Source organism: Streptomyces sp. NPDC004732 (assembly GCF_040609235.1).
In the GTDB taxonomy this organism is placed as follows: domain Bacteria; phylum Actinomycetota; class Actinomycetes; order Streptomycetales; family Streptomycetaceae; genus Streptomyces.
On the sequence record NZ_JBEXJR010000014.1, the window covers coordinates 92,046 to 105,294 of the forward strand.

The following is a 13,249-nucleotide window of genomic DNA, read 5'->3' on the forward strand; positions in this document are numbered from 1 at the left end:
CAAGATACTGAACTACGGTGTGGTGCACCTGATGATCCCAGATGGTTCAACACACTGTACTGCGAGGCCCCCCGATGACCGCACTGTTCGCCCTGGCCACCAGCCTTCTGTGGGGCCTCGCCGACTTCGGCGGCGGACTGCTGACTCGGCGCATCCCCGCCCTCACAGTGGTGGTGGCCTCGCAGACGGTCGCGGTGGCGGTGCTCGGCACGGTCGTGGTCGCGACCGGCGGGTGGACCGAGTGGGGACCCCAGCTGTGGTTCGCGGTGACCGCGGGCCTCGTCGGCCCCGTCGCGATGCTCGCCTTCTACAAGGCCTTGGCGCTCGGCCCGATGGGCGTCGTCTCACCGCTCGGCTCGCTCGGCGTCGCCGTGCCGGTCGGCGTCGGACTCCTGCTGGGCGAGCGGCCGGGCCTCGCCCAGTTCGCGGGGATCGCCGTGGCGGTCGTGGGCATCCTGCTGGCGGGCGGGCCCGAACTGCGCGGCGCCCCCGTGCAGCGGCGGGCCGTCCTGCTCACCCTCCTCGCGGCGTTCGGATTCGGCGGGGTCATGGCCCTGATCGCCGAGGCGTCGAGCAGTCTGACCGGGCTGTTCCTCGCGCTCTTCGTGCAGCGCGTGACGAACGTGGCGGCGGGCGGCACGGCGCTGTACGTCTCCGTGCGGCGCGGCGGCAGGGCGCTGCCCGAGGGTTCCGGGACGGAGGGTTCCGGGACAGAAGGGGGCGGCATGGGCATCGTGTGGGCCGCACTTCCGGCCCTCGCCTTCGTCGGCCTCGCGGACGTCGCCGCCAACGGCACGTACTCGGTGGCCGCGCAGCACGGCCCGGTCACCGTCGCCGCGGTGCTCTCCTCGGTCTACCCGGTGGTGACGGCGCTGGCGGCACGGGCGGTCCTGAAGGAACGGCTGCGCGGGGTGCAGGCGGCGGGCGCGGGTCTGGCCCTGGTGGGCACGGTCCTGCTGGCGAGCTGAGGCAGGCGCCCCGCCCCCGGGCCGCCGCCCGCAGACTTCACCCTCAGACCTCGCCCAACTCGCCCAACTCCCCCAGCGCAATGAGCTGTTCCGGCGTGACCCCATCAGGAATCGGCATCGGCGCGGGCGTGCGCAGGGGCGGCTGCCAGCCCTGCTCGGCATCCCAGGTCCGTACGACCCGCGCGGGCGCCCCGGCCACCACGGCATGGTCGGGCACCTCGCCCCGGACCACCGCGCCCGCGGCGACCACCACGTTGCGGCCGATCCGCGCCCCCGGCAGGATCACCGCGCCCGTCCCGATCCAGCAGCCGGGCCCGATCTCCACCGGGTCCATCCGCGGCCACTGCTTGCCAATCGGCGTGTGCGGGTCGTCGTAGGAGTGGTTGGTGGACGTCACGTACACATAGGGGCCGAAGTAGCAGTCGTCGCCGATCGAGACCGTCGTGTCCGCGATGACGTGGCTGCCGCGGCCGAGCACGACGCCGTTGCCGATGCGCAGGATCGGGTCGGGGCCGAGGTCGAGGTCCGGCATCAGGCCCGCGGTGAGCGTCACGTGCTGGCCCACGATGCAGTGGTCGCCGATCCTGATCCACGGCTCCCCGAAGACCGTGCCCTGCGGGAAGGCGAGCTTCGTGCCCTCGCCGATGGCACCGAACCGCAGCCGCCCGGGGTGCGCGGCCGTCACCGCGCCCGTGCGCTGCACCCACTCCCAGCCCGCGTGGACGGCGCGCTGCGCGAGTCGGCGCGGCGCGGCGGCAAGGGATGAGAACGTGTTCCTGTTCTTCGGCACGGGCTCACGTTACTCAGCGCCACGAGGTCCCGCAGGCCCCCGGCCTGTGATCTTCACCCCACACGGCGGCGTGCGCCGCCCCGTCCCGTACGGTGCCGTCAGGCGCGACGCCACACAGACGGCCACGCAGGCGCACGCAGGCGTACGGAAGAGGGAGCGAGTCGATGGGCCACGAGGCACTCATCACCGGCATCGGCGGCAAGGACCCGAAGATCGACCAGGACGCGTTCACCGCGCCGACGTCCGTCGTGATCGGTGAGGTGACCCTGCAGGCCGGGGCGAGCGCCTGGTACGGCGCGGTGCTGCGCGCCGACTGCGGGCCCATCGCCGTGGGCGCCGACAGCAACATCCAGGACAACTGCAGCCTCCACGTCGACCCGGGCTTCCCCATCACGATCGGGGAGCGCGTCTCGGTCGGCCACAACGCCGTCCTGCACGGCTGCACCGTCGAGGACGACTCGCTGATCGGCATGGGCGCCACCGTCCTCAACGGCGCGGTGATCGGCACCGGTTCGCTGGTGGCCGCCCAGGCCCTGGTGCCCCAGGGCATGCAGGTGCCCCCGGGCTCACTCGTCGCGGGCGTGCCCGCCAAGGTGCGCAGGCCGCTCACGGACGAGGAGCGCGAGGGCATCTCGCTCAACGGCACGCTCTACGTCGAGCTGGCCAAGGCCCACCGCGACGCGCACGCGGCGGGCTGACCCGGGGGACGGTTCAGTCGGCGGGGACGGGCTGCGGCTCGGCCACCGGGGTCCCGGCCGCCTCCGCCGCCGCCTTCTTCGCGCGGCGCTTGACGAAGAGCATCGAGCCGACGCCGATGAGCACGGCGATGCCGAGTCCCACGTACGAGAACCGCTTGAGCCAGTCCTCGGCGACCACGCCGATGTAGTAGATGACGGCGGTGGTGCCGCCCGCCCAGATGATGCCGCCGAGGACGTTGGCGATCAGGAACTTCCAGTACGGCATGCGCAGGACACCCGCGAGCGGGCCCGCGAAGATGCGCAGGAGGGCGACGAAGCGGCCGAAGAAGACCGCCCACATGCCCCACTTCTGGAAGGACCGCTCGGCGGTCGCCACGTTCGCGGCACTGAAGTGCTTGGGGAACTTCCGTTCCAGCCAGGCGAGGAGCGGCCGCCCGCCCTTGCGCCCGATGGCGTATCCGATGGAGTCGCCGATGATGGCGCCCGCGGTGGCGCACGCCCCGAGGATCACCGGGTTGAGGTCACCGTGCTGGGAGGACAGCAGCGCCGCCGAGACCAGGACGATCTCGCCGGGCAGCGGGATGCCCAGACTCTCCAGTCCGATGACGAGGCCCACCAGCGCGTAGATGCTGACGGCTGGTACGTGCTCCAGCCACTCCTGGACGTGCAACGCCGGTTCCTCCCGTGTCAAAAGTGTGTGTGCCCGGCGTGCGCGCCTGCTCGGCCGCGCACGCCGGGCAGCCTACCCGGACGGGGTCACCCGGCCGGAACGGCGTCCCAGAGGTCGCACCGGTGTGCGTCGTGCACCGTGGTGCTGATCCCGGTGCCGCCCGCGGAGGCGGTGCGCAGGGAGAGCAGCCGCCCGGGCCGGGTGCGCTGGTCGGGGGCGGCGGGCCCGCCGTCGGCGCGCGGCACGCCGGTGCGGACGAAGGAGCCCCAGTACTGGACCATCTGCCGGGCGAGCGCCCGCTGTTCGGCGTTGAGCGGCGAGTCCAGACCGAAGTGCTTGAAGAGGTACTGGACTTCGTTGACGTGGGTCGCGCCGAAGTCGAAGTCGGTGTCGAGGTCGCGCAGCGAGGCGAAGGGCGGTGAGGTGCGGTCCGCGAACTCGTAGGCGTAGACGGGTCCGCGGTGGGCCAGGGCCGTGTTCATGCGCAGGGCCGTGCAGGCGAACATCCGGTCGCCCGTCGCCGCGCCGAACGCGTGCGTCGGCGAGGCATGCGCCGCGAGCGGGTACGCCTTCAGGACGCGCCTGCCCAGGTCGGGACCGTACTCGTCGGTGACCGCCGCGGGGTACTGCTCGGCGGTGAGCGGGGCACCGGCGCCGTCGAACCGGCCGAAGGCGAAGAGGTTCCCCTCGTCGCTGTTGGCGCCGTTGAGCACGGGCACGCGGGCCGCGCTCCCCTTCTCGTACGCGTCCTTGGGCTGCACCGGCAGGAAGGCGCCGCCGACGACCGGACCCCAGTCGAAGCCGGCCTGCGCGGCCAGGATGTCCTTCGCGGGTTTCCGGCGCAGACAGGCGAGGGCGGTCGCCGGGTCGGGGCAGCCCGCCTGCTTCGCGAAGGCCGCGCCGTCACGGACCGCGGGAGCACGCTCGCGGGCCGCGCAGTCGCCGTACGCACCGCTCTCCACGATGCCCGCGCGGAACAGGCCGCGGGCGGTGGGCGAGGCGAGCAGCGTACAGACGGAGCGGCCGCCCGCGGACTCGCCCGCGATGGTGACACGGCCCGCGTCACCGCCGAACCGGCCGATGTTGGCGCGCACCCAGCGCAGCGCGGCCTGCTGGTCGAGCAGTCCGTAGTTCTCTGACACACCGTCGGACGCCTCGCCGTCGAGACCCGCGGCGGCGAGGAAGCCCATCGCTCCGAGGCGGTAGTTGACGGTCACGACGACGGTGCCGGTGGTGCGGGCGAAGGTGTCGGGCACGATGTCCTCGCCCGCTCCCGCGGTGAGCCCGCCGCCGTGCAGCCAGACCATGACGGGGCGCTGCCGCTCGGCGTGCCCCCTGGGCGCGTAGACGTTGAGGTCGAGGCAGTCCTCGGTGTGGCTGGGTTTCTCGTACCCCGGATCCCAACTGGCGCTCTGCACACAGCGGTTGCCGAAGCCGGTCGCCCCGCGCACCCCGTCCCAGGGCTGCGCGGGACGGGGCTCCTTCCAGCGCAGGCCGCCGACGGGCTGCCGCGCGTAGGGAATGCCGAGGAACTGCCGCCCCTCGCCGGTCGATTCACCGCGCACCCAACCTGCGTCGGTGCGCACCAGCGTGCCGTCCGCGGCCGCCGGATCGCCCGCGGCCTGCACCGGCAGCGGTACGAGTGAGGCAGCGGCGGCGGCCGCCATGACGGCGACGACCGAGGCGGCACGACGTATCCGCCCGCGTGCGCCGCGCTTGCCGCCCTTCCCTCCCCTGCACCGAGTCATGAACCTGCCCCCTTGATGACGGCGTGCGCGGACAGAATCAACTTGCCTGCGGATGTGCCCACTTGGATGGCCCGTCGGCCGGTTCCGAGCACCCAGCCATGGCGTGCCGCGTCCCATGCCGACAGGGTCCTGCGGTCGACGTGGACGGTGACGCGCCGCTGCTGTCCGGCGCGCAGGGCGACCCGCTCGTAGCCGCCGAGCACCCGCTCGGCCTGTGTCATCGCCAGGTGGGGCGAGGGACCGACGTACACCTGCGCGACGGTGATGCCGTCCCGCCTGCCGGTGTTGCGCACGGTGAAGGTCACGTCCACGCCCCGGCCCACTCCACGGACCGTCAGATCCCGGTAGGCGAAGGTGGTGTACGAGAGTCCGTGCCCGAAGGGGAAGAGCGGCCGCACCCCTTCGGCGTCGTACCAGCGGTGGCCGACGAGGATGCCCTCCGAGTACTCCTCGACGCCGTTCGCCCCCGGATAGCGGAGCGGGTTCCCCGCCATCGGGTGGTGGTCGTCGTCCACCGGGAAGGACTGGGTGAGGCGGCCGCCGGGGTCGCAGTCGCCGAACAGGACGGCGGCGGTGGCGGCCGCGCCCTCCTGGCCGGGGTAGTACATCTGCAGCACGGCGGCGGTCCGCTCCAGCCACGGCATGGAGGTGGCCGACGACGTGTTCAGGACCACGGTCGTACGGGGGTTGGCGGCGGCCACCGCCCTGATCAGGTCCTCCTGGTGGCCGGGGAGCGCGACGGTCGTGCGGTCCTGGCCCTCGGTCGCATCCTCGTACGCGAACAGGACGACGCTGTGTGCGCCGCGCGCCGCCCGCACCGCCGCGGCGACGTCCGCCGTGCGGGTGGCGCCGGTGACCCGGCGCAGTCGGAACGTCTGGCCCCGGTCGCCGCCCTTGGCCCTGATCCGCAGCCGGTGCCCGGCAGGGGTGAGGGGCAGCGTCGCGCGCCGGACGTTCAGCCCGTCCGGCGCGGTGGAGACGAGTCCGCCGGAGAAGAACTCGCCGACGCCCGGCTGGGTCGGATAGAGCTCGACACCGTCGAGCTCTACCGCGGGCCGCTCGCCCGAGTAGTGGATGACGAGCGTCCACTCGTCCGACTCGGCGGGCGTCAGCGTCCCTTCGTACGTCCACTCCTTGCCCGCGGCGACCCGCTGACCCTCGGTGTCGAGACCGGGGCTGAGCTCGCGCCGGGGGATCGCCTTGCCGTAGAGGTCCTCGCCCAGTGCGTACGTGACGTCGGCGCCGCGTCCGGCCCGGGCGGTGATGGCGTCGAGCGGGCTTTCCGCCCGGTCGGGGACGACGTGGGCGCTGCCGCCGCCGCTGACGAAGGGGTAGCGGCCCGTGGGCCCGATGACGGCGATGTCGCGGGCGGCGCGGCCCGTCAGCGGCAGGGTCCCGTGGGCGTTGCGCAGCAGGGTGGCGCCCGCCTTGGCGACGTCGAGGGCGACCGCCGCACCGGCCCGCGGGTCGCGCCCCGGACGCGGCGGCGCGCTCTCGTCGAGCAGTCCGAACCGCTCCATGACGCCGAGGATCCGGCGGACGGAGCGGTCGACCTGCGGCTCGGGGACGCTGCCGTTCTTGACGGCCTTCTTCAGGGCGGCGCCGAAGTAGGCGTCGTCGGGCATCTCCATGTCGAGCCCCGCGGCGAGGGCGGCGACGGTGCTGTGCTGCGCGAACCAGTCGGTCATCACCCACCCCTCGAAGCCCCAGCGCTCGCGCAGGACGTCGCTGAGCAGGGTCTTGTTCTCGCAGGCGAAGGTGCCGTTGACCTTGTTGTACGCGCCCATGACGGCGCCGGTGCCCGCGGCGACGGCCGCCTCGAACCCCCGTAGCTCCGTCTCGTGCATGGTCCGTTCGTCGGCCCGCACGTCGATGGACATGCGGTCCTTCTCCTGGTTGTTCAGGGCGAAGTGCTTGACGGTGGCGATGAGGCCCTCGCCCTGGATGCCCTTGATCTCCTCGGCCACCATGTCGGCGGCGAGCAGCGGGTCCTCCGTGAAGGTCTCGAAGTTGCGGCCCGCGTAGGGGGTGCGGATGAGGTTGACCATCGGCGAGAGGAGCACGTCCTGCCCGAGGGCGCGCCCTTCGCGGCCGATGACCTGGCCGTAGCGCCGGGCGAGGGCCGGGTCGAAGGCGGAGGCGAGCAGGACGGGGGCGGGCAGGGCGGTGGCGCGGGCCGCGACGCGGACGCCCGCGGGTCCGTCGGCGAGGCGCAGCGCGGGGATGCCGAGCCGCGGCACGCCGGGCACGTAACCCGCCTGGCCGAGGCTCTTGGGGTCGGTCGCGCCGTGCAGCAGGGAGATCTTCTCGTCGAGGGTGAGTCTGCCGACGAGGGACTCGACGCGGGGGCCCGCGGCGGGGCCCTGTCTGGACCGGGCGGCCGCGTGCGAGGGCACCGCCACGCCGGTCGTGGCCGCGGCGGCCACGGTGATCGCACCGCCGACCAGCCTGAGAGCTGACCGCCGGGACACGGAGTCGGACATGAGCCGTCACTTCCTTCTGTGCCTGGAGCGCGAACACGACTGTGCAAAACGAAGCGTGTACACGTGCCAATGGCGGGTCGTCGTTCGCCCTTTGAACGCACTATGCGACAGAAGGACTTGACGCGCCGTTAGACACCACGAGGGGCGGCGGGAAAACTATGACCGAGGATGACTCGTGTCAATAAGTTGAACAAGAAGCGACGAGTGGACGCCAGTCACCCGCCACCTCTCACCGGTCACCGAACGACGTCAGGCCCGTGGTTACGTCCGAGGGGACACAACCACGGGCCTGAGGACACCCGTTCGGGAATTCACCCGGCGGGCTGGCCAGAGCGCACGTCGTCCGCACCGGGTCCGAAACCGTGGGCATGGGCCCAGGCGACGGCCGCCGCGCGGGTGCGGACCTGGAGCTTGGCGAACAGGTGGTTGATGTGGGTCTTGACGGTGGACTCCCCCACCAGCAGGCGACGGCCGATCGCGCCGTTCGACAACCCTTGGGCGAGCAGCCGCAGTACGTCGGACTCGCGCGGGGTCAGCAGGTCCTGCGACGATTCGGCCCGCCGCCGTTCGGTCGTCTGGTCGGTGCCGCGCAGGGCGGCGGCCAGCAGCCGCTCCTGGACGATCGGGTCCAAGGTGGTGTGCCGGGCGAGCGCGGCCTCGATCGCGCGGACGATCTCGGTCTTGCCTGCGTCCTTGGTCAGGTAGGCGCGGGCGCCTGCCTGCAGGGCGTCGAGAATCAGCTGATCGTCCGCCATGGTCGTCAGCACCACGACAGCCACGTCCGGGTGCGCCGTCACGATCCGGCGGGTGGCCTCCACGCCGCCCATCCCCGGCATGCTCAGGTCCATCAGCACCGCGTCCGGGTGCGTTTCGGCGACCTGGGCGACGGCCTCCTCGCCGTTCGCGCACCCGGCGACGACATCGATGCCGGGCATCATGTCCATCAGGGTCATCAGGCCTTCGCGGACCACCTGCTGATCGTCGACGACCACGACTCGCGTACTCATGCGGGCACCTCCGCCCGCACGCGCCACCCCTGCGGGGTGGGGCCCGCCGTCAGGTCGCCGCCGACCAGCAGCAACCGCTCGCGCATACCCGCCAGACCGTAGCCGCCGTCCATCCCCGCCACTCGGGGCCGTGGGCCGGCCTCGCCGCCACCGGAGTCGGCGGGCCCGGACAGCACGGTCAGCCTCACCTGGTCCTCTTCGTAGTCCAAAGTGGCGGTCAGCTCCTGTCCGCGGGCGTGCTTGGCGGCGTTCGCCAGGGACTCCTGGGCGACTCTCAGCAACGCTAGCCCGACGTCCGGTTCGAGAGCGCGCGGGGTGCCGACCGGTGTGAAGGTCGCGGGCGCGCCGGAGGCGGTGCGGTGGTCGTGGACCAGCACGGCGAGGGCCTCCGGCAGGGGCGGGGTGTCCGCACGCAGGACCGCGATCGCGCGGCGGGTCTCGGTCAGTCCGTCGACGGCGATCCGGCGGGCGTTGCGGACCCGCTCCACCGCCTCTTCGGTGCGCGGCGGATCCGCGGTGAGCAGCGAGTCGGTCACGTCCAACTGCACCGCCAGGGCACCCAGCGACTGCGCCAGGACGTCGTGGATCTCCCGGGCGACCCGGGTCCGCTCGGCCAGCGCCGCGGCCCGCTGCTCCTCCTCGTGCACACGCCGGGTCTGCAGCAGCAGTTCCTCCGCCTGCGCGTGCTGGGTCCCGACGCTGCGCCGGGTCGCGCCGGCGAGTTGGCAGGCCAGCAGGGCAGCGATCCAGGCGGCGACGCGCGCCCATGCCTGCCCGGGGAAGTCGGCCACGATCCCGCCGATCGCCAGCGCCAGGACGCCCGCCGCCAGCACGGCCGCGCCGACCAGCGTGGACAGGCTCGATCCGCACGACACCGCCGCCATGCCGACGATGGCCGTGGCCAGCATGGCATTGGGTTCGAGGGTGACCAGGAGGTTCCCGCTGATCATTGCGACGCCCAGGATCGGCACTGCCAACGCCTCGGGCACCGGAGATCCCGCACGGAAGCCGGCCGCACACCACAGCGCCCAGGCGCCGCTCATCAGCACCACCAGCGCCCAGGTGGTGGCGGACCAGACAAGCCCGTCCGAGAACGGCAGGCCGACCAGCACCAGAGCCAATCCGAGCCCCCGGGGCAGCACATGCTGCCAGAGGTCAGCACGCGCCAGGCCCGGCCGCGGTGGCACGGGGGGCGCCGACGACGGCTTGCCTTCGGTGGTAATGACCATGGTTTCAGCTTGGCATGCACCTGTGCACCGCAGCCGGGCCGGGGCCCGTCGGCAGGTGGAGGAGGGTGGAGAAGGGTGGAGGTATCCGCGCTCCACCTTCCTCGGCTCCTCGGCCGACGCCCGGGCCGTGGCACAGGTCCGACGCTGTGTGGACAAGAACCCCACTTCACCTACCGACGGAAATCATGTCCACCTTGCAGAGCGCTCTCCTCATCAACGTCGTCGTGCTGCTCACGACCCTGCACGCCGACCTCGGCACCAAGGCGGTGAGCCGCGGACGCCTGCTCCGCCCGCTGATCGTCGCGGTGATCATCGTCCCCGTGTTCGTCGACACCTTCTTCGACAACGGGATCGGCCTGGCCATCGAAATCTGCGGCCTCGCGGCCGGCGTGCTGTTCGGGCTTGTCGCCGTCAGCCAGGTCCAGGTTTTCCGGCAGCCGGACGGCCAGGTCGTCGCCCGGGCCGGCCGCAGCTACGCGGCGCTTTGGATCTGCCTGATCGTCGCCCGCTCGGTGTTCTCCATCGGCGCCACCTACTGGTACGAGTCCGAGATGGGCCGCTTCTTCTTCCGGCACGGTGCCCCGCCTCAGGACATCGCCTCGATCGTCACCAACGGGCTGGTGTTCATGGCGATCGCCGCGCTGCTCACCCGCTCGGGAGCGCTGAAGGTGCGCGCCGCCGGGCAGCCCTGAGCCCCGGCCTGCCCTGTGGGCAGCGGCTGCTTCGTACGCGAACTCGAATGCGCTTACCCAACAGCCCTTGTACAGCCAGACATTGGGGTCCCCATAGATCCCCCCTGGCGCCCAGGGGGGATCGGATCGGAGACCTTCCCTTGCGGGTCAATCGGTCAGCCGTTGGGCCGCAGCGTCCACACCACCGTCATCTCACCGGTGACGGCGCCGTCCTCGCGCCGGATCTCGATCGCGACCGGGAACTCGGGGCGCTCGCCCGCGTCGAGTTCGGCGATCACGTCGGCGACCGGACGGCCGAGGGTCGCCGTCGCCGTCACGGGCCCCATGGCCAGCTTCTTGTACGCGATCTCGGCGCTGACTGCGAGCGGGACCGCCCGCGAGAGCTCCGCGCCGAACGCGGCGAGGACGATGGCCCCGCTCGCGGACTCGCCCAGCGTGAACATGGCGCCGGCGTGCGGTCCGCCGACGTGGTTGTGGTAGTCGCTCTGGTCGGGCAGGGCGACCACGGCCCTGTCCGGCGCGGTCTCCCGGAACTCGAGGTTCAGGGTCCGGGCCATCGGAACCGTGGCGGCGAGCATCTCGCCGATCGACATCTGGTCTGCGCTCATGGCCGCGATGTTACCCACGGGTAGGGACCCTTGACCAGGACCTGTCCGCGCGTGGATCACCGTCACCTATGGTTGACGCCCATGTGGCATGGAGAGCAGCCGCCCGGGGGCGAGCAGAACCATCAGGGTCAGGGACAGAACCAAGGGCAGAACCAGGGGTCGGGACAGGGGCCGGGACAGGGGCAGAACCCCTACCAGCAGCCGGGGTACCAGCAGCCCAATCCGTACGGGCAGCAGGCCCCGTGGAACGCTCCGACGATGCCCGCAGGCCCGCAGGGAGCGCCGCCCGAGCCGCCGCAGGGCGGCAAGGGCAACGGCAACCGCACCAAGCTGATCGCCATGGCCACGGCGGGCGCCGTCGTGGTCGCCGCGGGCGTCACCGGCCTCCTGCTCCTCGGCGGCGACAAGGACGACACCGCCGAGCCCGACCCGGCGAAGTCCAGCGCCTCCGCGGACCCGACCGGCTCGGACGACCCCAACCCGCGCACCGGCGACGGCATGCCCAAGCCGACCGTTCCGGGCTGGAAGGTCGTCGTCAATCCCAAGGTCGGCATCGCCTTCGACGTGCCCGCCCAGTGGTCCCTGGAGTCACGGGACTGGGCCGGCGGAATCGTCGACAACAAGGACGCCGATGACGAATCGGCGCCGTTCCTCGCCGCTTACGCGGCCCCCGCCTACTTCAAGGAGAAGTGGTGCGTGAGCGACGAGGACAAGGACGGCATCAAGGACGACACGCCACTGGCGGCCGCGGGCACACGTGGCGGGCGCGGCATGAAGAGCACCCAGCAGTTCGCGCGCCACGAGGCGACCAACTGGGTCTACGGCGTGTACACGCAGCCGGACAGGAAGACGGTCACGACGGGACCGACCGAGTCGTACACCAGCAAGTCAGGCGTCAAGGGCAGCCTGGTGACAGCAAGTTCGTCCGGTGTCGAGAAGCAGGGCAAGTGCGAATCGGACGGCAAGGCCACGGTGTTCGCCTTCAAGGACCAGGAGGGCAGGTTCGTCGCCTGGTCCTTCCACGGCGCCAAGGACGTCAAGGACGAACTCCCGGACGCCACGGTCGAGAAGATCCTCGCAACGGTGCGTCTGTACGACCCCGTCCAGGACTGACCCCTTTCGGGAAGCCGGGCACGCCGTGGACCCGGGGCCGTTGCGATCTTGCATGACCGGTCCCCGTATCGTGTCCGGCCATGTGGCCAGAACAGCAGCCGCCCGGGGGCGAGCAGAACTCGCAGGGCCAGAGTCAGAACCCGTACCAGCAGCCGGGGTACCAGCAGCCGAACCCCTATCAGCAGCCGGGATACCAGGCGCCCAACCCCTACCAGCAGCCCGCGCCCGGGCAGCAGGGCCAGTGGAGCGCACCGACCGCTCCCACGGGGATGCCGCAGGCGCCGAGCGGCGCCGGTGGCAGTGGCGGTGGCGGCGACCGGGGCGGGCGCAACAAGGTCAAGATCGTTTCGATCGTGACGGCGGCCGCCGTGGTCGTGGCCGCCGGTGTCACCGGATACCTGGTCCTCGGCGGCGGGGACGACAAGGACACCAAGGCCGACTCCCCCGCGGCGGGCTCCCACAAGCCGAGCCCCCCGGCGGACAACGGCTCCGACGGCGGGCGCGACACGGACAACGAGCTGAAGCCGACCATCAAGGGCTGGCACGTCGTGGTGAACCCGAAGTGGGGCACCGCCTTCGACGTACCGCCGGAGTGGGAGGTGCAGAATCCCGGCTCGGCGATCGCCTTCGAGGACAACAAGACCGGCAAGCCGCTGATGACCATGTCGGCGCCCGCGTACCTCAAGTCGAAGTGGTGCGTCACGGACGACAACAAGGACGGCAGGACCGAGGACCACGAGCTCGCCGCCGTGGGCACGAAGGGCGCCAACGGCGCGAAGAACACCGACGAGGTCGCGGTCAACCAGGTCGCGTGGTGGGTCTACGCCGGATACACCCAGCCGGACAAGAAGAGCTTCACCTCCGACGAGAAGGCGGAGCCGTACACCACCAAGTCCGGCATCAAGGGGAGCATCGCCCGCGCCCAGTCCACGAACACGCCGCAGAAGGGCAAGTGCGCGTCGGACGGCAAGGCGATCACCTTCGGCTTCAAGAACGGCGAGGGCGAGTACGTCGCCTGGAGCCTCTACGGCGCCAAGGGCGTGAAGGAAGAGATACCGGAGAAGACCGTGATGAAGATCCTCAGCACGGTGCGCACCCACGGAGACCCGACGGAATCCTGAGGCGTTCCACCGCTTCTCCGCACCCGTCTCCGCACCCTTCGCCCCCTTCCTGCACTCTTCTCCACCCGCCCCACAGGGGGCGCACATGGCACCAGGTCCCCGGCACCTCTATGGTTACTGGC

At 71.8% G+C, this 13,249-nt stretch carries 12 protein-coding genes; 5 read left to right on the forward strand and 7 right to left on the reverse strand.

Annotated features, from left to right (window positions below; translation table 11 throughout):
• The first annotated feature begins 74 nt into the window (after positions 1–74).
• Positions 75–968, forward strand: coding sequence for a DMT family transporter (locus tag ABZV77_RS34480; RefSeq protein WP_356265750.1), 894 nt, complete (start codon positions 75–77; stop codon positions 966–968).
• A 43-nt stretch (positions 969–1,011) separates the two neighbouring features.
• Here the strand turns inward: ABZV77_RS34480 and ABZV77_RS34485 are convergent, their stop codons facing one another.
• Positions 1,012–1,758 (reverse strand): acyltransferase, encoded by a 747-nt coding sequence (locus tag ABZV77_RS34485; protein WP_356265753.1) that lies wholly within the window; start codon positions 1,756–1,758, stop codon positions 1,012–1,014.
• Positions 1,759–1,922: 164 nt separating this feature from the next.
• On the opposite strand from ABZV77_RS34485, the gene ABZV77_RS34490 reads away from it, so the two are divergent.
• A complete protein-coding gene (locus ABZV77_RS34490; protein ID WP_356265756.1) occupies positions 1,923–2,456 on the forward strand; it encodes a gamma carbonic anhydrase family protein in 534 nt (177 codons plus the stop codon).
• Positions 2,457–2,469: 13 nt separating this feature from the next.
• Here ABZV77_RS34490 and ABZV77_RS34495 read toward each other — a convergent pair whose 3' ends face one another.
• From ABZV77_RS34495 to ABZV77_RS34515, 5 genes are all read right to left on the reverse strand, one after another.
• Positions 2,470–3,126: a DedA family protein gene (locus ABZV77_RS34495; protein ID WP_356265759.1), complete on the reverse strand. Its 657-nt coding sequence runs from the start codon at positions 3,124–3,126 to the stop codon at positions 2,470–2,472.
• A gap of 86 nt (positions 3,127–3,212) precedes the next feature.
• A complete protein-coding gene (locus tag ABZV77_RS34500) occupies positions 3,213–4,874 on the reverse strand; it encodes a carboxylesterase family protein (protein ID WP_356265762.1) in 1,662 nt (553 codons plus the stop codon).
• A complete protein-coding gene (locus ABZV77_RS34505) occupies positions 4,871–7,357 on the reverse strand; it encodes a glycoside hydrolase family 3 N-terminal domain-containing protein (protein WP_356265764.1) in 2,487 nt (828 codons plus the stop codon). Before ABZV77_RS34505 ends, ABZV77_RS34500 begins: the two co-directional genes overlap by 4 nt.
• 311 nt (positions 7,358–7,668) lie before the next feature.
• Positions 7,669–8,364 (reverse strand): response regulator transcription factor, encoded by a 696-nt coding sequence (locus ABZV77_RS34510; RefSeq protein WP_356265767.1) that lies wholly within the window; start codon positions 8,362–8,364, stop codon positions 7,669–7,671.
• Complete coding sequence (locus tag ABZV77_RS34515) at positions 8,361–9,593, reverse strand: sensor histidine kinase (RefSeq protein ID WP_356265769.1); 1,233 nt, start codon at positions 9,591–9,593, stop codon at positions 8,361–8,363. The genes ABZV77_RS34510 and ABZV77_RS34515 overlap by 4 nt, the downstream gene beginning before the upstream one ends.
• Before the next feature lie 185 nt (positions 9,594–9,778).
• Between ABZV77_RS34515 and ABZV77_RS34520 the strand changes: the two genes are divergently transcribed.
• The gene (locus ABZV77_RS34520) at positions 9,779–10,285 is read left to right on the forward strand and encodes a hypothetical protein (RefSeq protein ID WP_356265772.1); all 507 of its coding nucleotides are present in this window, start codon (positions 9,779–9,781) and stop codon (positions 10,283–10,285) included.
• A gap of 155 nt (positions 10,286–10,440) precedes the next feature.
• On the opposite strand, the gene ABZV77_RS34525 is transcribed toward ABZV77_RS34520, so the two are convergent.
• Entirely contained in the window at positions 10,441–10,893 is a 453-nt protein-coding gene (locus ABZV77_RS34525; RefSeq protein WP_356265775.1) for a DUF4442 domain-containing protein, read from the reverse strand.
• Between the two features lie 81 nt (positions 10,894–10,974).
• On the opposite strand from ABZV77_RS34525, the gene ABZV77_RS34530 reads away from it, so the two are divergent.
• A complete protein-coding gene (locus tag ABZV77_RS34530; protein WP_356265778.1) occupies positions 10,975–12,006 on the forward strand; it encodes a hypothetical protein in 1,032 nt (343 codons plus the stop codon).
• A gap of 80 nt (positions 12,007–12,086) precedes the next feature.
• Positions 12,087–13,127 (forward strand): hypothetical protein, encoded by a 1,041-nt coding sequence (locus ABZV77_RS34535; protein ID WP_356265781.1) that lies wholly within the window; start codon positions 12,087–12,089, stop codon positions 13,125–13,127.
• Positions 13,128–13,249: the final 122 nt, after the last annotated feature.